Annotated in this window: 18 protein-coding genes and 3 pseudogenes; 9 read left to right on the top strand and 12 right to left on the bottom strand. The window is 64.1% G+C overall.

Translation table 11 applies throughout. The annotated features are described in order from the left end of the window. Positions 1-25: 25 nt before the first annotated feature. Genes QFZ69_RS15760 through QFZ69_RS15750 form a run of 3 tightly spaced genes read right to left on the bottom strand, consistent with a single transcriptional unit; the run spans position 26 to position 5546 of the window. Entirely contained in the window at positions 26-3457 is a 3432-nt protein-coding gene (locus QFZ69_RS15760; RefSeq protein ID WP_306912771.1) for an ATP-binding protein, read from the bottom strand. After that, positions 3454-4107 (bottom strand): DUF4194 domain-containing protein, encoded by a 654-nt coding sequence (locus QFZ69_RS15755; RefSeq protein ID WP_306912770.1) that lies wholly within the window; start codon positions 4105-4107, stop codon positions 3454-3456. The genes QFZ69_RS15760 and QFZ69_RS15755 overlap by 4 nt, the downstream gene beginning before the upstream one ends. Beyond that, complete coding sequence (locus tag QFZ69_RS15750) at positions 4104-5546, bottom strand: DUF3375 domain-containing protein (protein WP_306912769.1); 1443 nt, start codon at positions 5544-5546, stop codon at positions 4104-4106. The genes QFZ69_RS15755 and QFZ69_RS15750 overlap by 4 nt, the downstream gene beginning before the upstream one ends. Positions 5547-5799: 253 nt before the next feature. Here QFZ69_RS15750 and QFZ69_RS15745 point away from each other — a divergent pair, with 253 nt between their 5' ends. Beyond that, positions 5800-6333 (top strand): DM13 domain-containing protein, encoded by a 534-nt coding sequence (locus QFZ69_RS15745; protein ID WP_306912768.1) that lies wholly within the window; start codon positions 5800-5802, stop codon positions 6331-6333. A 158-nt stretch (positions 6334-6491) separates the two neighbouring features. On the opposite strand, the gene QFZ69_RS15740 is transcribed toward QFZ69_RS15745, so the two are convergent. Then, positions 6492-7082, bottom strand: coding sequence for a hypothetical protein (locus tag QFZ69_RS15740; protein ID WP_306912767.1), 591 nt, complete (start codon positions 7080-7082; stop codon positions 6492-6494). A 719-nt stretch (positions 7083-7801) separates the two neighbouring features. On the opposite strand from QFZ69_RS15740, the gene QFZ69_RS15735 reads away from it, so the two are divergent. Together QFZ69_RS15735 and QFZ69_RS15730 are read left to right on the top strand one after the other, a co-directional pair. Next, a complete protein-coding gene (locus QFZ69_RS15735; protein ID WP_307000474.1) occupies positions 7802-8908 on the top strand; it encodes an IS110 family transposase in 1107 nt (368 codons plus the stop codon). Between the two features lie 135 nt (positions 8909-9043). Next, positions 9044-9286 (top strand): hypothetical protein, encoded by a 243-nt coding sequence (locus QFZ69_RS15730; protein WP_307000253.1) that lies wholly within the window; start codon positions 9044-9046, stop codon positions 9284-9286. Positions 9287-9634: 348 nt separating this feature from the next. On the opposite strand, the gene QFZ69_RS15725 is transcribed toward QFZ69_RS15730, so the two are convergent. Next, complete coding sequence (locus QFZ69_RS15725; RefSeq protein ID WP_307000250.1) at positions 9635-9871, bottom strand: hypothetical protein; 237 nt, start codon at positions 9869-9871, stop codon at positions 9635-9637. A 618-nt stretch (positions 9872-10489) separates the two neighbouring features. After that, positions 10490-11131 carry a hypothetical protein gene (locus tag QFZ69_RS15720; RefSeq protein WP_307000248.1) on the bottom strand — a complete coding sequence of 214 codons (642 nt, stop codon included), beginning with the start codon at positions 11129-11131 and terminating at the stop codon, positions 10490-10492. A 227-nt stretch (positions 11132-11358) separates the two neighbouring features. On the opposite strand from QFZ69_RS15720, the gene QFZ69_RS15715 reads away from it, so the two are divergent. The 4 genes from QFZ69_RS15715 (at position 11359) to QFZ69_RS15695 (ending at position 15316) form a co-directional block, all read left to right on the top strand. After that, positions 11359-11925 (top strand): recombinase family protein, encoded by a 567-nt coding sequence (locus QFZ69_RS15715; RefSeq protein ID WP_373463155.1) that lies wholly within the window; start codon positions 11359-11361, stop codon positions 11923-11925. 558 nt (positions 11926-12483) lie between these two features. Beyond that, positions 12484-13392 (top strand): DNA-processing protein DprA, encoded by a 909-nt coding sequence (gene dprA, locus QFZ69_RS15705; protein ID WP_307000244.1) that lies wholly within the window; start codon positions 12484-12486, stop codon positions 13390-13392. 562 nt (positions 13393-13954) lie between these two features. Beyond that, entirely contained in the window at positions 13955-14980 is a 1026-nt protein-coding gene (locus tag QFZ69_RS15700) for a DUF4192 domain-containing protein (RefSeq protein WP_307000242.1), read from the top strand. Positions 14981-15163: 183 nt separating this feature from the next. After that, positions 15164-15316 (top strand): hypothetical protein, encoded by a 153-nt coding sequence (locus QFZ69_RS15695; RefSeq protein WP_307000240.1) that lies wholly within the window; start codon positions 15164-15166, stop codon positions 15314-15316. A gap of 606 nt (positions 15317-15922) precedes the next feature. Here QFZ69_RS15695 and QFZ69_RS15690 read toward each other — a convergent pair. Beyond that, positions 15923-16225: a helix-turn-helix domain-containing protein gene (locus QFZ69_RS15690; RefSeq protein ID WP_306912766.1), complete on the bottom strand. Its 303-nt coding sequence runs from the start codon at positions 16223-16225 to the stop codon at positions 15923-15925. Between the two features lie 43 nt (positions 16226-16268). On the opposite strand from QFZ69_RS15690, the gene map reads away from it, so the two are divergent. Continuing rightward, positions 16269-17051 (top strand): type I methionyl aminopeptidase, encoded by a 783-nt coding sequence (gene map, locus QFZ69_RS15685; RefSeq protein WP_306912765.1) that lies wholly within the window; start codon positions 16269-16271, stop codon positions 17049-17051. 32 nt (positions 17052-17083) lie between these two features. On the opposite strand, the pseudogene QFZ69_RS15680 reads toward map, so the two are convergent. From QFZ69_RS15680 to QFZ69_RS15670, 3 genes and pseudogenes are all read right to left on the bottom strand, one after another. Continuing rightward, positions 17084-17323, bottom strand: a pseudogene (locus QFZ69_RS15680) (IS110 family transposase); the annotation flags it as partial. A gap of 57 nt (positions 17324-17380) precedes the next feature. After that, positions 17381-17557: pseudogene (locus tag QFZ69_RS15675) on the bottom strand (hypothetical protein); the annotation flags it as partial. A gap of 414 nt (positions 17558-17971) precedes the next feature. Further along, a complete protein-coding gene (locus tag QFZ69_RS15670) occupies positions 17972-19561 on the bottom strand; it encodes an IS1634 family transposase (RefSeq protein ID WP_306912764.1) in 1590 nt (529 codons plus the stop codon). A 338-nt stretch (positions 19562-19899) separates the two neighbouring features. On the opposite strand from QFZ69_RS15670, the gene QFZ69_RS15665 reads away from it, so the two are divergent. Continuing rightward, a complete protein-coding gene (locus QFZ69_RS15665; protein ID WP_306912763.1) occupies positions 19900-20178 on the top strand; it encodes a Beta-galactosidase C-terminal domain in 279 nt (92 codons plus the stop codon). 71 nt (positions 20179-20249) lie between these two features. Here the strand turns inward: QFZ69_RS15665 and QFZ69_RS15660 are convergent. Together QFZ69_RS15660 and QFZ69_RS15655 are read right to left on the bottom strand one after the other, a co-directional pair. Next, positions 20250-20381: pseudogene (locus tag QFZ69_RS15660) on the bottom strand (aldo/keto reductase); the annotation flags it as partial. Positions 20382-20416: 35 nt separating this feature from the next. Next, a complete protein-coding gene (locus tag QFZ69_RS15655) occupies positions 20417-21289 on the bottom strand; it encodes a formate/nitrite transporter family protein (RefSeq protein WP_306912762.1) in 873 nt (290 codons plus the stop codon). Positions 21290-21577: the final 288 nt, after the last annotated feature.

Below are 21577 nucleotides of genomic sequence, written 5' to 3'. Positions count from 1 at the left end.
CGGTTCGGGGCCCTCGGGACGCCGCTTAGGCACGCCGGTCCCGCTCGTCCCGGTATTCCTGGATAGTCATGTTGCGCAGCTGGGAGTCGTCGCCGTTGGTGTTCGCCACGAAGCCCACGTGGGCCACGAAGGGTTCGATCACATGGATTTTCTGCAGGGGTGTGACGATCAGCAGCTGGAGCTTCATCCGCTGGAAGAGCTCCAGGCCGTACCGCGCGGACTCATCGGACCCGCGGCCGAACGCCTCGTCGATGACGACGAACCGGAAGCTGCGGCCGGCGCCGGAATTCTTGCCGGCAGGTTTTCCGGGCCCCTGCCCCGCGGCCAGGCCGAACTGGAAGGCCAGCGCGGCGGCGAGGATGGTGTAGGCGAGCTTTTCCTTCTGGCCGCCGGATTTTCCGCCCGAGTCGGTGAAATGCTCGAACTCATCCCCGGTTTCGGTCCACTTTTCCGAAGCGGAGAACGTGAACCAGTTCCGCACATCCGTCACCTTGGCGGTCCACCGCTCGTCGAGGGTGGTGTAGCCGTCCCGGCCGCGGAAACGCTCGATCAGCCGCGCCACCTGCAGGTATTTCTGTTCCGAGTATTGTTCCTCGTCGCCGATGGTGCCCTCCGAACAGGCCCGCAGGTCCATGCCGAACTGGCGGACATCCAGGTCCGTGGTGTTCTGGTGCTCCAGCTGGATGTGGCGGCCGGTGTTGTACTCAATCCCGGCCAGGGAGAGGTTTATTTCGCCGATCCGGTTCACGATGTCCTGCCGGCGGCTGTCCAGGAAGGCGTTGAAGGCCACCACCTCGTGGATCGTGTTCTGGTTGAGCGATTCCTTGAAGTGCGCCTCGAACCGGGGCAGGTCGTTGCTGACCAGCTGCTCCAGGAGCCGGTTGTAGTCCCCGGCGGCCTCGAGCGCGGCGTCGATTTCGGTGGTCTCGTTCGGGTATTTGTTGCGGAAGTCGGCCATCAGCCGCACCGTGGTTTCCGCCGTGCGGGCGATCCGTTTGACGAGTGCATCGATGATGTCCGTCAGCCCGGCACGTACGGTGCTTTCCACCGCCGCGGTGTTTTTGTACGTCAGCGGTTTGTCCCCGAGCGCACCGGTGGCGAGTTTCCCGACGGCGGCCAGCACCCCGGCGTCGTCCGCCAAGGGCTGCTCACCCAAGACGGCAGCGCACTCCTCGATCGCGGCGGCGATCTCCTTGGCCGCTTCCTCATTGGCGCCGATCCGGCGCTGGAGTTTGTCCGCCTGGTCCTCCAGGCGCCCCAGCCGCCCGGCCATCTCCGTCTCTTTGGCGGCCAGCTGCTGCAGGACATCGCTGGCGGACTCGAGCTCGCTCTTCTCCTTCTTGAGGTCCTCGATGCGGCGGGCGGTGAGCTGCCAGCTGATCTCGGCGAAATCCGTCACGGACCGGACCGTGCCGAGCTGCTGGTTCTGCCGCCCGAGCGCACCGAGGTAGTGGTCCACCTTGCCGAGCCGGGCGGTGTTGCCCTGGAGCTGGCTCCGGACCTCGTCCTGCTCGGCGAGGAAGCGGGTGACCTTGTCCTGGTTGTCCCAGCCGAGCACGTAGTTGCGCCGGTCCGTCAGGTCCCGGCGGTCGTCCTTCTCATGCCGCCCGCGGCCGCCCTTGAGCTGGCCGTTGAGGGTCAGCGCCTTCGGATAGCGGCGGAAATCCTCCAGGTTCTCGCAGCAGAAGTAGTCGAACCGGCTGCTGAGTTCGTCGAGGAGGAAACTGCGGAACGGGGTGCCCTGCTTGATGGCGATCTTGGCCGCCAGCGTTCCCGGCTCGGCTGCCCTGGGTGAATACGACTCCCCGATCTTCAGGTACACCAGCCGGCCCCGGAGGTTGTTGGTATCCACCCACTTGCTCACCGCCTGGTAGTGCTCGGTGGGTACCAGCAGGGAGAGTGCGAAGCCGTGCAGGGTGCGTTCCGCGGCTCCCTCCCACTCGGCTTCCCCGTCGCGGACCCGCAGCAGCTCGCCGGCGTAGGGCAGCGCGTATTCCGGTATGCCGGTGCCGTCACACAGCCGACGGCGGAGCTCCAGCTGGGGGCGCGGCAGCAGGTTGGGGCGGGACTGCAGGCTAGTAAGTTCGGCGCCGATCTCGGCGGCGCGCTCGGTGAGCGTTGTCCGCTCGATGGTCAGCGCGGTGCGGCTTTCCTGCAGCCCGCGGGAGTTCTCGCCGAGCTCCGCTTCCACCCCAGTGAGGCGGGCGCGGTTGGCGTCGAACAGCACCCGGTCCTCGGCGGCCGGCAGGCCCAGGCCGGCGGCGGCGGCGGTGTAGTTTTCGAAGCGCTGCCGCTGGGTGCGGGATTCCTCGGTAAGGCGCGTGACCTCTGCATCAATGGCGGCTAGCCGGCCGCCGCCGTTGCTGCGGATGTCCTCCTTGACGGCGGAGAGATCGTGGCGCAGTTGGCTGATCGAGGTGGACAGCTTGCTGCTGTCCTCCCGCAGCCGGACTCCGGTACCCGCCAGCTCCGCCTGGTGTTCCAGGCTCAGCTTCAGCTTCTGGTCGGTGAACCAGGGGTGCAGCTGGTCCCGCTGCGTCCTGGCGAGCTCGTCCTCGCGGCTCAGCCTGGTGTGCTGGGCGGAGCCCTCCCTGATGGGCGTCAGCAGGCCGATCTGGTCCTTGGCCCGCAGCACGGCGTCGTGGGCCTTTTTCAGGTCGTCGAAGTGGTGGATCAAGTTGCCGATCCGCGCCGCGACGTCGTCTTCCTCGAGCATGTTGGTGCGCACGAAGGACGTGATGTTCTCCACCTGCTTCATGGAGACGGTGCGGTGGAACAGCTCCATGGCCTGGTTCCCGCCGATGCCGAACTGCCGCTTGAACGCCGCGGCGTAGGGGTCGAAGGAATCATGGACGGCCACGCCCGCGGCGCGGAGCTTCTTTTTCAGCTTCGCCGGATCCTGGCCGAAGTTCGCAAAGTCCGCCGCGATGGACTGGTCCGTCTCGGCCACCGAGTAGAAGCGGTTGGGCTGGCCGGCCTCCTGCATGGCCCAGAGCGTCACGGCCAGGGTGACCGACTTGCCCAGCACCGCGTTGTGGAAGACGCCGAGCACCACGGTGAGCGTTCCCGTCCCGCGCAGTGCCACCGGCTTGGAGTATTCACCCCCGGCGCTGCGGGCGCTCTTGTGGAAGCCCCGGACGTAGGACATCAGGGTGCGTTCCTTCTTCTGCGCACCCGCGGCCTTGTTGTACTCGATCCGGTGCGCGGGAAGCAGGAGAGTGGTGATCGCGTCCACCACGGTGGACTTACCCGACCCGATGTCACCCGTGAGGAGGCTGTTGGCGCCGTCCAGCCGGAACGTTCGGATCCCCTGATGGAAGGTGCCCCAGTTGAGCAGCTCCAGCCGGTGCAGCCGGAAACCCGGGGGAGTACCGGCGTCGTCCGTAACGTCCTGGGAGGGTTCATCCAGGCTGAACAGGCTGTCCTGCAGTTCGGTGTTGGTCAGTTCAGCGGTCATTTGCTTTCCACCTCCGTTACCCCGGCGCCGGCGCCGGCGCCGGTGCCGGTGCCGGTGAGCGACGAGCGGTAGTCCGCCAGCCGCGCGTCGAACTCCTCCAGCCACTGCGCGTCCACGTAGGCCTTGAGGATCCGGGCCACCTCGTAGGTTCCCGCCTGTCCGCGCAGTTTCCGGAGGAAACCCAGCTCCACCACCTTCTTGATGTTGGCGCCGAGCTGATCCAGGATGCGGGCCTCGTTGCTGGATTCGGGCAGGAAAACCGAGACCATGTCCGCAATTTCCTGCTCTGTCATGATGAGGCGGAGCTCGCTGCTGTTGGTGTCAAACTCCAGCATCCGGCCGCGCAGCAGGGCCAGCAGCAGGCTCACATTGAACGTCAGCTGGCGCCGCGGGATCAGCCGGGGGAGGGTTCCATCCGGGTCCTCCCGGGACTTCAGGAACGCGTACCCCTCGGACTCGTCCAGGATCAGGTCCAGCCCCAGCACGGCAACGTAGTCGCGGACCTGGGAGGTCAGGGCAATGAGCGACTGCCAGATTTTCTCGTCCGCTTCGGCGTAGACCACGCCTTTGAAGAGACGCGTGACGACGCCGGGAAGCTCCTCCGGCGTCCGGGTCTCCGAGGTCCTGGCTTCCGGTGCTTCGGGGTTCATGCTGGCCTTCCAAAGATGATCTGGTCGATGGTCGCCTCGCGGATACTTCCATCCGGCAGTTGCCAGGACAATTGCTGCGTGGCTTCGGCGTTGATGCTGGCCCAGTCCGACTCGGTGGCGAGCTGGTAGTAGGCGACGATCTCGGCCAGGCCCTGCTTCAGGGGGTGGGCGTCGGTGATTTCCGCGAGAGTCGCCTGCTCCGCGTCGGCTAGGACGGCGTCGATGCTGGATTGGAGCCGCGCCGGATCGACGTGGAACTGACTGAATAGGGCACCGGCGTCCACGTCCGTGTCGTCGGCGGCCACGACGTCGTCGTCCACCATCACCTTCCGGCTGGGCTCATAGAGGGGCCGTTCGAAGGGCAGCGCGACGTCCACGGACGGCGCGGCGACGTCCAGGAAGAAGCCCGACGGCGGCGCCTCCCGGGTGCTCAGCGCGCCGGATTCGATACTGCGGATCAGCTGCATGATGCGTTTGTTTTCCAGGAAGACCTTGTCGTCGAGCAGGCGGCGCATCTGCTGGGACAGCTGGCGGACCGTCGCCTGGGTCTGCTCGACGGCGGGCAGCCAGTCCTGGTGGAGGTTGGTCACGGCATGGAGGTTATCGGCGCCGGAGAGCGCCTCGATCTGGGTGGCCCGCTGCAGCAGGTCCCGCAGCTCGGTGCGCAGCTGCGGGGACATGAGGTAGTCCCAGAAGCCCTGGAAAGTCCTGCCCTGGAGGGAGCTGCTGATGTCCTGCTGGTTCGCGAAGATCGACGCGAGCAGATCGCCCTGGCTGCCGTCCCAGGTGGCGATCTGTTCGCGGACCTGGCGGTCCAGTTTCCGGAAGTTCTGCTCAACCTCCCGGAAGTCGGAGAGCAGGTCCTGGGCCAGGGACGTCAGCTGCTGGAAGTGGTCCAGCGCTTCCGGGCCTGTCATGACCCTGATGTTGCCGTCCCTGATCCGCTGCATCTCCGCGTCGATCCCGTCGCGCTGCCGCTGGAGTTCGGCCAGCCGCACCTCCGGGTCCGTCTCCGACTGCTGGACCAGGGCCTTGAGGACGGCAAAGATACTGGTCAGCCGCGACTGGGTGGCCACGAAGTCCCTGCCGCGCAGGCTTTCCACCCAGCGCACCACGTCCTCGGCCGCGGCGGTGAGATCGTAGCGGGGCTCGTCCTGGCCGGGAACGTAGTATTTGCGCAGCCAGGCCCGCTCCGGGGCGGCCCAGTCGTCCAGGTACTCCGACGCCGGGCGCGGGAATTTGTCCTCGCCCAACACATCCCGCAGGCCGAACAGGACGTCGTCGAGGTGGTCGATGAGGTCCTGGCGCCCGATGTCCCGCTGGTTGGGGCCGGTGAAGGCCTTCATGAAGAAGGAGACCGCCAGCGGGGCGTTCTGCGCGCGCAGCAGCGACCATCCTGCATGGTTTTCACGCAGCGAACTGATTGCGTAGTAGTCCATCGTGTCCTTGATACGGGGTACGTGCTGACGGTTAAGGCCTAAGGTACAGGCGACCACAGACATTCCTGGGGAGCTCTCCCAATGTTATTGCCTGCTCCGGAGTCGGCGCCCGCTCAAACCCCGGCCTGAACGGGTCCCAGGGCGGCGGCCAGGTCGCTGAGGCCGGCGATGACGAGATCGGGTGCGCTGAAATATGAGGGGCAAGCCCGTGGCAGGCCCGGAACTTCGTTGTCCGTCCGGTCGTTGGAAGGGCATGAACAGGCGCGTTGCCATTCCGGCTGTGGCCTTGCTGGCCGCCATCGCGGTCGCCGTCGGGCTGTATCTGTTCCAGCCCTGGCGGATCTTCACCAGTTCCACTGTGACCGAGGAAATTCCGGCCGTTGCGCCGCCGCCCAGCCAGTCTGCGGGGCCCTCGGATATGCCCGCCGCGGTCGCTCCGCATGAACTCGTGACGGGCAAACTTATCAGCCATGAACATGCCAGCTCCGGAACGGTGAAAATCCTCGAACTCGCCGACGGAAGCCGGATTCTGAGGTTCGAAGGTCTCGATACCTCCGATGGCCCGGACCTTCGGGTGTGGCTCAGCGACGCCCCGGTGATCGAGGGAGCGGCCGGCTGGTATCTCTTCGACGACGGAGCCTACCTCGATCTGGGTGCGCTCAAAGCCAACAAGGGCGATCAGAACTACGAGATCCCGGCCGGAGCGAACCTGGCCGACTACAGCTCGGTAAGCATCTGGTGCGCGCGTTTCGCCGTCTCCTTCGCCGCCGCCGAGCTGACGGGCTGATGAGTAGCCGGGGCGCTATCCGTCCCAGGAAGCTCTGATGCCTGGTCGGAAATTTGCTGTATTGCTTCACGAGGCGTGATTTCCCAGTGCGTGGTGCGCAGGGACTAATGCGAAGGCCCCTGGGGGTCATCTGGTCTGCATTTCCGCGTGCGTTGCTACTAGGAAGGGCGGTTTATGGGGGCTTCGGCCGATTGGCCGGAACTATTGCCTCGCTCCAGCGACTTCACTGATTTCCGCGGCCAAATGCTATAGCTGGCTGCCCAAATGAACTCGATCGCGACAATGATGCCCAGAACGCCATACCATCCGGTGAGCGCTTGCGTGCGGGCGGAATTACCTACCCACCATGTGATTGCTGCGATGATTCCCGCGGCGACGATGGCGGCGGCCATGGTCCGGATAACGTCGGCCCAGCACTGCTTTGTGTACTGTGACCCGGTTGGCTTGACCGGTAAGGAACCGTGGGCGAAACGGTGGGCGAAGCGGGTGTCTGCCCACGCAATCATGCGGTGACCGTGGGTCACGGAGAACCCGATGTAGAGCGCAGCCAGCCCGTGGTGCCAGGAGGCCGTGGCCCCCGTTGCCAAGTGAGCGGCGACCGCACCCAGGAGCACAACGTCGATGAGTGGAGCGCACACCAAGAGGGCTGTGCCGACGCGTCGGGAACCCATCAGGTACCGGGCAGCCAGTCCGCCCAGGACAACAATCCAGAAGCCGATCTCGCAGGCAATGATTACAGCAAGGATCACCGTTTACTCCGTTCGATTGGTTGCACCAATGGCTGCAATGACGGAAAGTGATGGACGATTCATGGCGCTGCCCCCTCAGGCTGTCGTGTCCCCGAGGCTACAGCACAGTACGCATGCCTCAGGGGCCGCTCCGCAGACAATACAGTGTTCCAAACCAGCAAGGCGGGGGCCGGGAACGCCGACCGAGAGGGGGCCGCCGCCTAACCGACCCGCAGGAATCCAGTGACAACATCATTGAGATTCCTTCGGATCGTACGTGCCCGCTCCACCGACTCAACCGTCCTGCGGACGGCAGCGCACCGGATGCCTTGTGTCGGCGCTTCGCTTATTTCCTCCCACAATCCATCCGCCGCTTGCCCTTCGGGTTGCCCCGGCTCCGTCGGACACAGCTACGCGAAGCTCCGCCAGCAGGCAAAAAACAACTGTGAGTCTTGCAGTGGCTGGTCTGGGACTAGCTGGCAGTGTTGATGCCGGTCGTTCTATCTGGCGGGTGACTCGAAAAAACAATTGCCCCTTGAGGGTGCATTTCCCCCGACTTGTCCGCGCTGGGTGGAGTGACCGGCGTTGACCTGTCCCACGACGGTGGCTTGATTAGAAGCTTGCCCAGCCTCTGCGGTTGTGGCTCATCACAGTATTGCCTCGAAGTGACTCTTCCCAGGTCCAGTGCCGGTCGCGATGCGACCAGTCTTGCCCGTTCGAAAGGAAGGAGGGTGGCCGCGTTGACCATCGTTGCGCAGACCCGCCCATTTGTAATCGGCGTGGACTGCCACGCCCGCACCCACACTTACGCCATCATCGAGGCCAGTACCAAGCAACAGGTCGCGTGCGAGCAGTTTCCGACCACCTCGACAGGGATTTCCCGGGCACTTGCGTGGGTCGGCCGACGGACAGACGGCGATGTCGCCTGTCTATGGGCCGTTGAGGGCATCGGCTCTTACGGGGCACGTCTGGCCAGGGCAGTAACCGACGCTGGCTATGACGTCGCCGAAGCTCCACGGATGAACGCCCGAGGGCGCCGGGCGATCGGCAAATCCGACCCGCTAGACGCCGCAGCCATCGGAACCGCAGTCCTGGCCTTAGAGGAGTCCCAGCTTCGAGTCCCCCGCCGGGATGAAGGAACCCGTGCCGGACTCAGGATCTTGAGCGCAGCCCGGGATCAGTTGACCCGGGAACGAACAATGAATGTCAATGCACTCATCGCCTTACTCCGGGCACACGATCTGGGAATCGACGCTCGTAAACCGCTGGTTCCCGCCCAGATCGCCACGATCACCAGATGGCGGGAACGACAGGAACAGATCGAACTATCGATCGCGCGCGAGGAAGCAGTCCGGTTGGCGCGCCGCGTTCTCGAAGTGACCACCCAGCTGACTGCGAACCAGAAGCGCATGACAGAGCTGATCCAGCAAAGCCCCGCGGCACCGCTGTTGGAGATGGTGGGCGCCGGGGCTGTCACAGTCGCTACCGTCCTGACAGCTTGGTCGCATCCAGGAAGGGTTCGAAGCGAAGCTGCCTTCGCCTCACTGGCAGGGGTAAATCCCTTGCCAGCCTCAAGCGGTAACACTGTCCGGCACAGGCTCAACCGGGGCGGTGATAGGCGCCTCAACCGAGCCTTGCACACCATCACCATGACCAGGATGGCCCACGACCCCGGAACACGGGACTACGTCGCCAAACGCACCCAAGAAGGCCGCAGCTACCGCGAAATCCGCAGATCCCTCAAGCGCTACATCGCCCGAATCCTCTACCGCCAACTCAACTCCCTTTACGCCACCGAGGCACCGGCCCCAGCCCCCACGTTGCCGGGGCAGACCCTTGCGGAATAAGGGCACCGGTTGAGCATGCCGGGCTTCAGTTTGATTTACGGTTCAGGTGGTGTCCGGTAAAGGATCCCCAAGTGTGCAGACGTACATACAGGGGGGAAGCCCTGATAGCGTCTCATTCATGACGGGGATACAGTGATGGACGCACGAAATCACCCCGCTGTGCGCCGCGGCACTTGGTGGCTTCGGAGCCAGTGGTCCTACCTTGCTGTCCTCTTGGTGGTCCTCGGACTTGTACTATTACGCGATCCGACGGGCCTGAACATTCTTGGCGCAGTAGCGCTCTTCATCGGTGCAGGCCTCTCGTTGTTCACCGGACACAAGCTGGTCAAAGCCCTCCGTCACGAGTATCGGTACGAAGACGACGAACCGACCTCGTAACGCTGGCTACCAACGTAACCGCTGAGTGAACCAGTAGCTGACATGTCCGTATATGGATCCTTCACCGGGCGCTTTTCCCGGCGGAACCGATGCAGCAGTGGAGGAGCCCAGTGGGAACGATGCCGGCGGTTCGAGAAATACTTCCCGTCGTATTCATGGAGTAGGCCCGGGCGCACGCGGGCCCGCAGTATCGATAGAGGACGCATCCGAGGCTTCGTCGAAGAAACGACGAGCCCGCGGCAGCCAAAGTGGGCCAACAATAGCAATCGGGACCAGGAAGGGCAGCCAACTCCAAGACGGCGGCCAGGAGAAGCCGAACACCCACAGCGGGACGGCGAGGCTCAAGTATTACCGCATGGTCCGATCGCCGTCTTTGAGGGTTTGCACGAAGCTGGCGGCGATCACGGAAAGTAGGATCAAGATGAATCCGAAGAGCCAAGGAACCCATGCCGGTTTCGGTTCCTTGGCCACTTCTACGATGGCCAGAACGCCAAGGACGCCAAACGCTGCTATGGCCGCCATCATCACCCAAACAGCGAAGAGCACCTCGAATGGTGGCTTCCGTCCCTTCTCCCCGGAACTCACCGTGCTTCCGTGCTGCTTGTCATGACCAGAGCGTAAACCACATGGTCACATCCCAAAACAGACCATTCCGGGGGCGGGCCACTCTGACCCAGGGTAACCGCAGCGATCCGCTGACCGTCGCCCGCCGGTATCTCGTTGAGATCCCCTCGTCCACGTAACCGAACCTTTCAGCAGTCCCTTCTACGACTCCAGCCACGGTCCAAGGCCACCGAGGACGCTGGCCAGTGCCAGCGAATGCTCTACAGGCCGAGCACGGGACACGTCGAAGTCCGGACGCCAGGGTGGTTCCCGAAATCAGGGAGCCGAAGGACGGCGACGAGTTTGACGCAGGGCCTGATTCATCGGAATATCTCCAGGCTGGAGGTCGCCGGCGGGCTATGGGGCTCTAGATTCCACCCAATAAGGCCCCCGATAATAAAGCCGCCTCCCACACCAGGAAAACTTTCGCAACCAGTCGTATGCCGCGACGTTTTCTACTTCTATAGGCCTCCAGAACGCCTGGGTCCTGATGGATGAAGAGATTCCAGTTAGTCACCAGCTTGGCTAGCGGGTTGGAGATTGCCAAGACAAATAGGCCCCCGAGCATGACGACTACACCAAACACCAGAGCCGACATGCTCATCCTCCCGGTTCAGGAAGCGGGGTAACCCAGTATTTCTGCACGTTTGCGGCCGCCGTTCCCAGTTGTTCGCCGGTGATGAGAACGGATTCCTCTTTCAGGCCAAGGTCCTCCCATTGCGCCACGACTCGTGTGTCCCCGCCGAGGGGCAACGGCCAAAGCCAGAACTTGTTTGAACAGAACAGTTCGTCGTCATTGCTTGATCCGCCTCCACCGCCCGCCGACATCAATACCGGCCCCGTTACTGGTTCCTCTCCTTCAAACATCCCTGGGTGCAACTGAGCGGTCGTCGTCTTCCGTCCGTCGGGAAAGGCAACACCGAAGCGAAGGGCGCCACCACGGCCGTTGTCCGAATCCAATCTGTAGGGGCCACGATTGAAGCACTGGTCAATGACTCTGCTCCAGTCACTGTCTGACTCATCCGCCCGACGGACAGACCATACGACCTCAATCAAGCAACCTGTGGAGAAAACTTCGACACTTTTTGCGGCCATGACCATCTGTGCGGACCGGTGAAAGAACTGCCCCAATGAGACAACGGCGGGCAGTTCATCCGATGGCGGACCTGCCCAGACGGGTGGCACGGGCTTCGGCTGGCGTGGCCTCTCGGGCCGGGCCGGAAGATCATCAAAGAAGGACATCTCATCATCCTTGCACCACCGTCAATACCGAGAGTGCCTACGCCAAAACGGAATCTCTCGGCGTTGTGCCTGCTCTTCCCTCGTTCCCGTAAGCCGGTCGATCGCCGTGCCCCGGAAACGTGCCACACGTCCCGTGCAGTTACTGGCCTGGGCCACGTACGTAAGACCCGCACGATCAAATGCACGGTGACGGGGGGATTACTGCAACCCTGTTCCTCATGACTGGAATGAAGATCGGTTATGCCAGGGTCTCGACAAACAACCAAGACCTAACCGCCCAACGAAACGCTCTCCTTGCCCTTGGTGTTGAAGAGAAGCAGATCTTCGTCGATCACGGACTGACGGGATCTACCCGGGTGCGCCCTGGACTCCGTGAAGCGATGGCGGCATGCCGAGCCGGCGATACGCTGGTGGTGACCAAGCTGGACCGTTTGGCGCGTTCCCTTTCCGATGCCCGGGATATAGCCGACGAGCTGACGGCCAAAGGGGTAGTCCTCAGTCTCGGCGGCAGCACCCACGATCCGACTGACCCCGTAGGCCGGCTGCTGTTCAACGTCCTGGGAATGGTGGCCGAGTTTGAGGCAGATCTGATCCGGGCGCGCACCCGCGAGGGCATGGCGGTCGCAAAAGCGAAGGGCCGACTGAAAGGCAAGCAGCCAAAATTGTCCAAGACGCAGCGGAAGCATCTTCTGACACTGCACGACGCCGGTGAGCATACGCAGGCCGAACTGGCCGAACTGTTCCGGGTATCCCGGACGACGGTGTACCGCGAGCTCCAAAGGCGCATCATGTGAAGACCGATGTGGCGCTCCCTGTTAAGAGTGCGACTTAGGCTGTAAAAAGACCGCCATTCCCAGGACACCCGCGTCTCAAGGGCGCACCGCCGAGGACGCCGTGCGTCTCGTTGGCTGGAGCCGCGCAATGCTCTACCGCCACCAGCAAGCCTGCGCTGCACGCGAGAGCACCACAACGTAGACCGGAAACCACGCCCTGCCTGAGGACTCCGGTTTCCGGACATTGCCCAGCTAGCGCCCAGGTCTACTGCACGGACCTCGCTTCGCTCGGGCTGTCGAAGCGTTTTTCTGTTTTTGCTGCTGTCCTCCGGATCGTACGTGCCCGCTCCACCGGCTCAACCGTCCTGCGGACGGCTGCGCAGCCGATGCCTCGTGTCGGCGCTTCGCTTATTTCCTCCCACAACCCATCCACTGCTTGCCCTGCGGGTTGCCCCGGCTCCGTCGGGCACAGCTACGCGCTGCTCCGCCAGCAGGCAAAAACAACCGGGGGATAGGGAAAGCTGGCCGGTCACCAAAGCCGCCCCACTCACCGGATCCTCAGCAAAGGACGAGAGAAACATGAACGATCGCATTGCACGCGCAGCCCTGACCCGACTCTTCGAACCCGGCGACCGTGTCGGCCGGGCCCTCGTAGGCAGGCTCGGCGCGTATGCCGCGTTGAGGCTTGCCACCGGCGCCCAGCCCGTACACGCCATTCCGGAGGCAACGGTCGAAGAATTGTCAGAAGCGTTGAGACGGTGGGCTCCGCGGGTTCCGGAGGTCGACCCGGAGAAGGACCTGGCAACCATCGAACGCCTGGGCGGCGGGTTCCTCATTCCGGGGGATGAACAATGGCCGGAAGGCTTGGACGATCTGCCCGACGCCCCGTACGGGCTTTGGTATCGGGGCAACATCGACAACGGCATCCCGGCACCTTCGAAGTGTGTGGCCCTGACCGGTTCCCGGGACTCGACCAGCTACGGCGCCTCCGTTACAGGAGACATGGCATACGGGTTGGCCCAACGTGGAATCTGCGTGATCTCAGGGCTGGCCTACGGCATCGATGCGCACGCGCACCGGGCCGCGCTGGCCGGAAGCCAGGGAGAAGGACCGGCAACCCTCGCGGTACTGGCCGGCGGCCTTGACCGGGACTACCCGTCAGGGAACGCGGACCTCGCAGCCGCGATCCGCAGCAACGGCCTGACCCTCTCAGAGCTCCCGCCCGGTTCCGCCCCGACCCGGCACAGGTTCCTGCAGAGAAACCGCATCATCGCCGCCCTCGCAGGCGTTACCTGCGTCGTGGAAGCCCGCTGGCGCTCAGGGGCGCTGAACACCGCCCACCACGCGGAGACTATTGCCCGGCACGTCGCGGCCGTCCCCGGAAGCGTACACAGCGCCAACTCGGCAGGATGCCACCGGCTCCTGAAAGAAGGCGCGGCGGTGCTGGTGTCCGATGCGGTCGAACTGGCCGAACTGCTCGCAGGCTAGTCCCTTCAGGTGGCCGTCCCGTTGCCGGGGCGGTCACCGCTGGCGGTCCGCCGTCGTGGCCGACTTGCGCGGTGGGTCGGCTGCGGCGGACCGCCATTCGCATACTCAGTGCCGGCGACCGGGGGCGCGCGGCCGCCGAAGCCAGGGACGCCGAATGGAGACTCGGGGTGCTGATGGAGGGTTCGCAGGGCTCACCAGGAAAAGGGCGTCCGCTGGCGCGGCCGGCTGTGGGTCCAGTGCCGGCTCCGCAGGGCTCCGCCGCCCCTGGCCCTGTTCTCTCTACGACGTTTTGGCTGCTGTCCTGACGGATTGTACGTGTCCGCTCCGGCCCGTCTAGCCCCTCCTTCGTCGGGGCCTGCGGTTCAGGAATTTCCCTGCGGCGCTCCTTCGTCGCTGATTTCCTCCGGGAATTTCCCGCCCCTTGCCCTGCGGGTAGACAGGCCTCCGTCGGCCACAGCTCCGCAAGCTTCGCCAGCAGCCAAAACAACGGGGGGAGAGGGGACGCTGGCCGGTCACCACGAGCCGCCCCGCTCACCATCATCCTCAGCAAAGGACTTTCAACATGAACGACGCAATCCGCATCTCCAGCCCGGCCGACATCCTCGGCTTCATCCCGCACACCCTCGGGTTCGTACCGCGGGAATCCTTCGTGTTCCTGACCATGCGGGGCAAGACGCTGGGCGCGACGCTCCGCGTCGACGTCCCCGTGTCCACGGAACCCGCCGGTTTCGCCCGGACCATGGTGGACTACCTCGCGCTGGACACTCAGGCCACGGCGGTGCTGCTGGCCATCTACACGGCCAGCACCCTCGCCCTCGGACAGCCCCGCCCCTTCCACGACTATGTCGAGGCCGTCATTGAGGCGCTGGACAGTGCAGGTACCCCGCTGCAGGACGCGTGGCTGGTCACCCCGTCCCACTGGCAAAACCTGCTGTGTGACAGCGACGCCGGGTGCTGCGCGCCCGAATCGCTGGAATCCATCACGGACGGGCAGCTGAACGCGGAACTGGTGTTCCGTGGCAGCAGCTACCAAAAGGCGCCCGGCACCAGCTACACGCCGTTCGCAGGCCCGGCAGACAGGGAGGAGCAGATCCGTCACGCGCTCCCGGGAGTGCTCGGCGCGGAGCTGGGTCCGGGCCGGGAACTGTGGGCAGAGGCCCTGACCCGGGACGGCTGGACGGATCCGCAGACAGCGGTGGAGTTGCTGGCGTGCTTCCAGCGTCCGGACCTGCGGGACACGTTGCTCTGCAATGTCATCGATCCGGAGCTGCCGGACGCCGAGGGAAGCGGGAATCTGCTCATGGGGGAGGGTATCGCCCCGGACTGGAACCGGGTGGACCGGGCGCAGGAAACCGCCCGGGATCTCATCGACGCCGCGCCGGAAGGCTACCGGGCGCCCCTGCTGACCTTGATTGGATGGCTGGCGTACCTGAAAGGTCAGTCGTCAGTAGCTGCGGACCACTTCAGGCTTGCTCTGGCTGATACGCCGGGCTACAGGCTCGCGGAACTGATGGACCAGCTGGTGAGCCGGGGAACCATCGCCCCGGTCGCGAAGAACCAGGTAACCGCCTATAAGCGGCACTGCTAAAAGCAACGGGGCCGGACCGGGGAAAACGGTCCGGCCCCTTGGGTGCGGTGGCGGCCTCCCCCGCATGCGCTCCTCCGGCCGCCGATCACGCTGCCGCGGGCGCAGCACCACCAGCGGGCAACGGCCTGCCGCCGGGCTACAGTGGAAAAGGAACACGATCCACTAAGAGCCTGGGGGCAGCACATGAGCCACGAGTACATCCTGACGGACGATGACGCAGCACCTGCCGATGCCACCCAGGCCCAGGACATCCTCGAGCTCTCGATGTTGACCATGCCGCAGCCGGGCGCCCGCATCGTTGATATCTCCTGGGAGAAATCCCCGCTGGACCTGTAAGTTTCTGCCGCGATGACGCTGCACCACTGGGTTTCCTTTTGCTGAGGGAAAACTGAGGCCGGCCCCACGGGGCCGGCCTCAGCCCTTTTAAACCCTGACAAGGGCCTCGCTTCGCTCGGGCTGTAGAAGCGTTTTTGTTTTGGCTGCTGTCCTGTCGGATTGTACGTGTCCGCTCCGGCCCGTCTAGCCCCTCCTTCGTCGGGGCCTGCGGTTCAGGAATTTCCCTGCGGCGCTCCTTCGTCGCTGATTTCCTCCGGGAATTTCCAGCCCTTTGCCCTGCGGGTAGACAGGCCTCCGTCGGCCACAGCTCCGCAAGCTTCGCCAGCAGCCAAAACAATGGGGGAGAGGGGACGCTGGCCGGTCACGACGAGCCGCCCCGCCACCGGCAAAACAACTTGGTCCGCGCCCGCACCCGTTTCCAACCGCTTGACAGACATAGAAGCGTCGGGGTGCCCCTATGTTTTTCGTCAACCCCAGGGCTGTTTGATTGTTTCAACTTGGTGCGGAGCGGCGGTGCTAGTTGTGCCAAGCGGGGACATCGGGTGAGAGCCCGCGCCCATGCTTTCTCTCTGCTCGAAGCCTCCGGCTCAGCTGCGGGATTGAGGCTTACGAGGCTAACCGCTCACTTGCCTTGTCATCAGGGCTGGTCGGTTCAACACCACGCTCGGGCTGGTTGATCTCGGCCCACACCACATCGAGGGAGAGTCCGAGGACGTTTGCAATCGCAGCGATGGTCGGGAAGGCAGGGGTCGCTACGCGGCCCCTCTCGATCTTCCGGAGGGTCTCCGGCGAGACACGCGCATCGAGCGCGATGTCGAGCATCGAGCGGTCGCCCCTGGCGCGACGCAGCAGGGCACCGAGGCGCTGTCCGCGCTCGACCTCTTCGAATGTGAGCGGCAATCTGACCATGGCTCCGATTATACCGGGATAATATGGCCGGTATAGTTATTGGATGATTGAGATCCTGAACCCCATCGAACTGGCTCGAGCAAAAGAGACAGGCGGCCTGGTTGCAGACATTTTGCAGACGCTGAAGAGCCGCAGCACCGTCGGCACAAACCTCCTTGACGTCGACCGGTGGGCCAAAATCATGATCATCGAGGCCGGAGCGCTGTCCTGTTACGTGGACTACGAGCCATCCTTCGGACGCGGGCCGTTCGGACACTACATCTGCACGGCCGTCAACGATGCCGTGCTCCACGGACAGCCATACGACTACACGCTTGCCGACGGCGACCTGCTGACACTCGACCTCGCCGTCTCAAAGCGCGGAGTTGCTGCAGACTCTGCGATCAGCTTCATCGTGGGCGACTCTAAGCCCCCGGAGAGCGTCGCGATGATCAGCGCGACCGAACGCGCATTGAGCGCAGGGATAGCCGCTGCCGGACCGGGGGCTCGCATCGGCGACGTCTCCCATACCATCGGCTCAGTCCTCAGCGAGGCGGGGTACCCGATCAACACCGAGTTCGGGGGGCATGGCATCGGATCGACGATGCACCAGGACCCGCACGTTCCAAACATTGGGCGGCCAGGACGAGGATACAAACTCCGCCCCGGACTGCTGCTGGCACTGGAGCCATGGGTCATGGCCGACACCGCTGAACTTATTACGGACGTCGACGGGTGGACGCTCCGAAGTGCGACAGGCAGCAGGACAGCACACAGTGAGCATACGATCGCTATCACCAACGACGGAGCCGAAATCCTCACCTTGCCGACGCAGGCGCACTCGTGAGATCGGAGCCAGCCTGAATTCGCTGTTTTCCGTCAAACCACGTCGGCCTTGGGGGCATACAGGGTTCCGTCCCTGAGCATGGCGTAGAGAGTGTCGCAGCGTCTTCGGGCCAATGCCACCAGGGCCTGGTTGTGTCGTTTTCATTCGGCGCGTTTCCGGTCGTAGTAGGACCGGCAGACGGGGTCCTTGAGCGAGGCGAAGGCGGAGAGGAACAGGACGCGTTTGAGTGCCTTGTTCCCTCTGCGGGAGGCGTGGTCGCCGCGGATGGAGCTGTGAAGATAGCCGACCGTGACGCCGGCGGCCGGCGCCACCGCAACCGGCAGGCGCCGGTGGTGGCGGGCTGGTCTACGACATAGCAGGATCCGCCCGTGGGATTTAAGGACCTGCAGGATCAGACGCAGCCTGCCCTCATCATTCGGCAGACCCCGGTCCAGCAGTTTCTTGCCGGTTCTGTCCAGGGCGACGGCGTGATGGTCACGCTTACCGCATCCAGACCGCAAAAACATCAATGGTTTCGTGGTTCCCGATCATCCAGCACCTCCGGTCGCAGCAGTTCTTCGCGCGGCCTGTGGATGGTGTCGAAGCCCGGCATTTCACGTTACGCACGGCGATTCATTCTGCCCTGCCCCTATAAGCGGTCTCTTCGGCGCCTGCCGGTCCCGGTAGCTTCACCCCGTAGATCATCAACGACAGGAAGAGGAAACCGTGCCGGGACCAACAGGCCAGACACCCCAATCCTGCACCAGTACCGGGGCTCAAAAACAGTAACGGGAGAAAGAAGCTGGCCGGTCACGTAAGCCGCCCTACCCACTTGGAAGGAGCACAATCAGAGCGATAAGAAGTCTCGTGAGCCCTACTCGGGAACGCCGACAGAGAGGGGGCCGTCCCCTAAGCGACCCGCCTGACTCGTGCCAACTGGCTTAGTGACCTTCGCGGCCGAGTTCTGCGAGGAGGTTTTGGGCTTCCAACGGTATGTCGGGGTCGAGGGTCAGGCGTTGTCCGTTGAGTTCGATGGTCGCTGATCGGACTGCGCGTAGGGTCTGGACGATGCGCTTGATGGATGCCCCGGTGGCCTCCTGCAGATGGCGTGCGATGGCGAGGGCTGCGAACACGACGGTGAGGTGGGCTTCGATGGCCTCCCGCTGACGGTGGAACACGGGCCGGGCGCGTAGGTCGGATTTGGTCATGCGGAAGGAGGCCTCGACCTGCCAGAGGTCGTGGTAGGCGCTGATCACCGCGGTGCCGGGCATCTTGGTCTCGGGGAGGTTGGTGACGTAGCCCTTGAGGCCGGCGAGCTGGCGGGCGCGGTCGATGGTGGGCTGGTCGAGAGCCTTCTGGGCGCCGGTGACCTTGAGGAATCTGGCCTTCTTCAGCGGGGCCTTCCCGTCGGCGATGCGTTCGGCTTTGTCGATCATGAGGTTGATATTGCGGTTGTCCCGTTTGGCGCGCTTGAAGGAGTACTGGTAGACGATCCGGCGCTCCCGCCCGTTCTTGCCGGTGCCCATCACGCGCCTGGATTCGAGGATCTGCCCGTTTTCGAAGTAGTCCCCGCGGCGTTCGAAGTGCTCGGCGAGGTCGTAGGGGGCTTTGGTCAGGCGGGAGCCGACGATGAAGGAGAACCCGGCATCCTCGAGCGCGTTCAGGTTCCCCGCCGAGAGCATGCCCGCATCGGCCACCACGACCATGTCCGTCACGCCGTGGCGTTCTTGGAAGGCTTCCAGAACGGGGACGAGAGTGGTCGTCTCGGCCTTGTTGCCCTCGAACAGGTGCATCTCCAGCGGGAACCCGGCCGGGTCCACGAGAAGCCCGACCTGGACCTGCGGGTCGACGCGGTGCTCCTTGCTCATCCCGACCTTGCGCAGAGCGTCCTCGTCCTCGTTCTCGAAGTGGAGCGTGGTGACGTCGTAGAGCACCATGGCCGAGGTCCCGGTTGTTCGGACCGAGTGGGCCAGGCACGCCTTGGCCAGAGTGCCGCGGTAGTCCTGCTTGTTGCAGCGCTGCAGGCACCGGAAGACTGTACGCAGGGAGGGGGCAACCGCGCCGATCTCTTCCAGGACCCGGATGGTATCGGCCTTGGAGGTAGGCTCGACGATCCGGGCGAGTACCAGAGATCTGAACACGTCGTCTCCGACTGTGTCGAATCCCAGACGGGAGTACGCCTCGGTCAGGACGTTCCAGAGCAGCAGCGAAGCGGTCGCGACCACGCGCCCGCCTCCGGCCACGAGCCGTCGGCGGCCACCAGGGCTGGAGACCGGCATGGGCCCGGCCGTGGTCCAGTCGGCGACATCCTCGGTACTGGCCTGGATCCGGGGCAGCGGGCCCAGATCCAACATCCCCTGGCCAGGATGTAGCCTCTCTCGCGCTAACTCCAGCAGCAGTTCCAACTCGGCGTCGGTGTGGGCCGAGCCCACATGGTCGATCTCAACGACCTGGCCACGATCCTTCGCCACGACCTGGACCGCGACGGCGCCCGAGGCCGTCCTAATCTTGCGCACGAACTGTGAAACCATCCTCCGAGGCTACTTCCCAGAGGTTCTTAGTAACCAAAAATGCCCTACCGGCAGCGAGAAACAGCAGGTCAGGGGCCTATTGCCCCAAATTTGCGGTCCTAGTGGCACGAGTCAGGCCTAAGCGACCCGCAGGAGTCCGTTGTCGGCCGCCGAAGAAACGTCTCTGTCCCTCGCTTATCGCAGCTCAGACCCCCACCTTTCGATTGTTACGCCCACGGGAACCTCGCTGTTGAGACGCGCTTCACGGTGCCGAGGTACTGGCGTCCTACGAGCATGTGCACTTTGGCCGATGGCCAGCGGTAACCACCTCGGTTCACGGCAAGGGACGGATCACCTACGTGGGTACCGTGCCCAATGAGGCACTGGCCCGTGACATCGCCGCGTGGGCTGCTCGGCAGGGCAGCGCATGGCGCCCAACCTCGGTTTCGCAGACCGTAACCGGCGCCACAGCCCGGAACGGCGAGCACCTGCGGTTCATCCGCAACTGGTCCTGGACTCCAAGCAGCTTCAAGCTGCCCGCTGCGGTCCAAGACGTGATCTCAGGAGAGACCTTCGGCTACGGCGACGAACTTGACCTCGGCCCTTGGGACGTCAGAGTGCTCGTGCAGGGGGAATAGCGGTCAGGCCAGTCATCAATCCTGGACCGGCTTAGCCTAGCGCTGACCAAGCGCACCGAAGCTCGGCGTCGATCGGTCTCGTTGCCGTAAGCGGCGGCTGTGTTGATGTGCCGGTACCCGGCGCCCAGTGCCCCCTGAACGGCTGTGGTGGTGACGCCGGGAGGGGCCAGGAAGACGCCGAGCCCGAGAGCGGAAATCCCCATAAGCAGCTTGTCACCCACTTAGTGGTCGGGTATGGCTAGTGGCGGATTCCGGTTTCGGTGCGGGCAGCGTCTTCCCCAGCCGGCAGCTTGAGGTTCCCCACGGCGTTGGACGGCGCTTTGGTTCGCGCGTGGGTGACGTAGAGGGGCAGCGCTGTGAACAGCAGGCCGCCGACGAGGTTGCCGAGCACCGTCGGGATTTCGTTCCAGACCAGGTAGTCGAGGATGGTGAACTGGCCGCCGAGCAGCAGACCCGACGGGAACAGGAACATGTTTACGATCGAGTGCTCGAAGCCCATGAAGAAGAACAGCATGATCGGCATCCACATCACGATCACTTTTCCCGGGACGTCCTTCGCGATCATGGCGCCGGCCACGCCGATTGACACCATCCAGTTGCACAACATTCCGCGGACGAACAGCGTCAGCATCCCGGACGCGCCGTGCTCGGCATAGCCGTGCGTGCGCCCCTCGCCGATGTGGCCGATGGCGACACCGACCTCGTTCGGGGGGATGGCGAAACCGTAGGTCACGACGACCGCCATCAGCAGGGCCACCGTGAACGCTCCGATAAAGTTTCCGACGAACACCAGCCCCCAGTTGCGGAACACGCCGCGGACGGTCACGCCGGGTCGCTTGTCCAGCAGCGCGAGGGGTGTCAGGACGAACACGCCGGTCAGCAGGTCGTAGCCGAGCAGGTACAGCAGGATGAACCCGACCGGGAAGAGGATCGCCCCCGCCAGCGGGATGCCGGTGGTCACGCTCACCGTGACGGCGAACGCGGCCGCCAGAGAGAGGAGCGCACCGGCCATCGCTGCACGCACCACCGTGTCACGGGTGGACATGAATACCTTTGACTCACCAGCGTCGATCATCGTCGTGATCAAATCACTGGGCTTCACATAGGACATAGGGAAAGGCTCCAGGGGGCTCGGGCTTCTTATGCGGTCCGGGCTGGGCAGCATGCGAAGACTGTATCCCTCCACTATTTCGGCCACGTTTCCCCAGATTCCTGCCGTGTTACGTTGGGCCAACCCTTGCGGTCGGTCGCTGTGAGAATCCTGCTCTGTCCATGCCTCTCTGCACCTCCGACATACGCCTGCGGCTTGCTGTTCAGGCAACAACCAGGGTCCACCAAGAACGGCACCGCGTCGGACTCGTCCGCGTTCCGCAGCGGAAGTCATGATGCCAGAAGGCCA

The organism is Arthrobacter sp. V1I7 (assembly GCF_030817015.1).
Taxonomy (GTDB): domain Bacteria; phylum Actinomycetota; class Actinomycetes; order Actinomycetales; family Micrococcaceae; genus Arthrobacter.
Note: the sequence above shows the minus strand (reverse complement) of the source record. Positions and strands in the feature narration are given on the sequence as shown.

What these genes read in the sequence shown, in the direction of transcription:
- QFZ69_RS15760 (WP_306912771.1), bottom strand. Translation starts at nt 3,457, where the DNA reads ATGACCGCTGAACTGACCAACACCGAACTGCAGGACAGCCTGTTCAGC.
- QFZ69_RS15755 (WP_306912770.1), bottom strand. Translation starts at nt 4,107, where the DNA reads ATGAACCCCGAAGCACCGGAAGCCAGGACCTCGGAGACCCGGACGCCG.
- QFZ69_RS15750 (WP_306912769.1), bottom strand. Translation starts at nt 5,546, where the DNA reads ATGGACTACTACGCAATCAGTTCGCTGCGTGAAAACCATGCAGGATGG.
- QFZ69_RS15745 (WP_306912768.1), top strand. Translation starts at nt 5,800, where the DNA reads ATGAACAGGCGCGTTGCCATTCCGGCTGTGGCCTTGCTGGCCGCCATC.
- QFZ69_RS15730 (WP_307000253.1), top strand. Translation starts at nt 9,044, where the DNA reads ATGGACGCACGAAATCACCCCGCTGTGCGCCGCGGCACTTGGTGGCTT.
- QFZ69_RS15720 (WP_307000248.1), bottom strand. Translation starts at nt 11,131, where the DNA reads ATGTCCTTCTTTGATGATCTTCCGGCCCGGCCCGAGAGGCCACGCCAG.
- QFZ69_RS15715 (WP_373463155.1), top strand. Translation starts at nt 11,359, where the DNA reads ATGAAGATCGGTTATGCCAGGGTCTCGACAAACAACCAAGACCTAACC.
- dprA (WP_307000244.1), top strand. Translation starts at nt 12,484, where the DNA reads ATGAACGATCGCATTGCACGCGCAGCCCTGACCCGACTCTTCGAACCC.
- QFZ69_RS15700 (WP_307000242.1), top strand. Translation starts at nt 13,955, where the DNA reads ATGAACGACGCAATCCGCATCTCCAGCCCGGCCGACATCCTCGGCTTC.
- QFZ69_RS15695 (WP_307000240.1), top strand. Translation starts at nt 15,164, where the DNA reads ATGAGCCACGAGTACATCCTGACGGACGATGACGCAGCACCTGCCGAT.
- QFZ69_RS15690 (WP_306912766.1), bottom strand. Translation starts at nt 16,225, where the DNA reads ATGGTCAGATTGCCGCTCACATTCGAAGAGGTCGAGCGCGGACAGCGC.
- map (WP_306912765.1), top strand. Translation starts at nt 16,269, where the DNA reads ATGATTGAGATCCTGAACCCCATCGAACTGGCTCGAGCAAAAGAGACA.
- QFZ69_RS15670 (WP_306912764.1), bottom strand. Translation starts at nt 19,561, where the DNA reads ATGGTTTCACAGTTCGTGCGCAAGATTAGGACGGCCTCGGGCGCCGTC.
- QFZ69_RS15655 (WP_306912762.1), bottom strand. Translation starts at nt 21,289, where the DNA reads ATGTCCTATGTGAAGCCCAGTGATTTGATCACGACGATGATCGACGCT.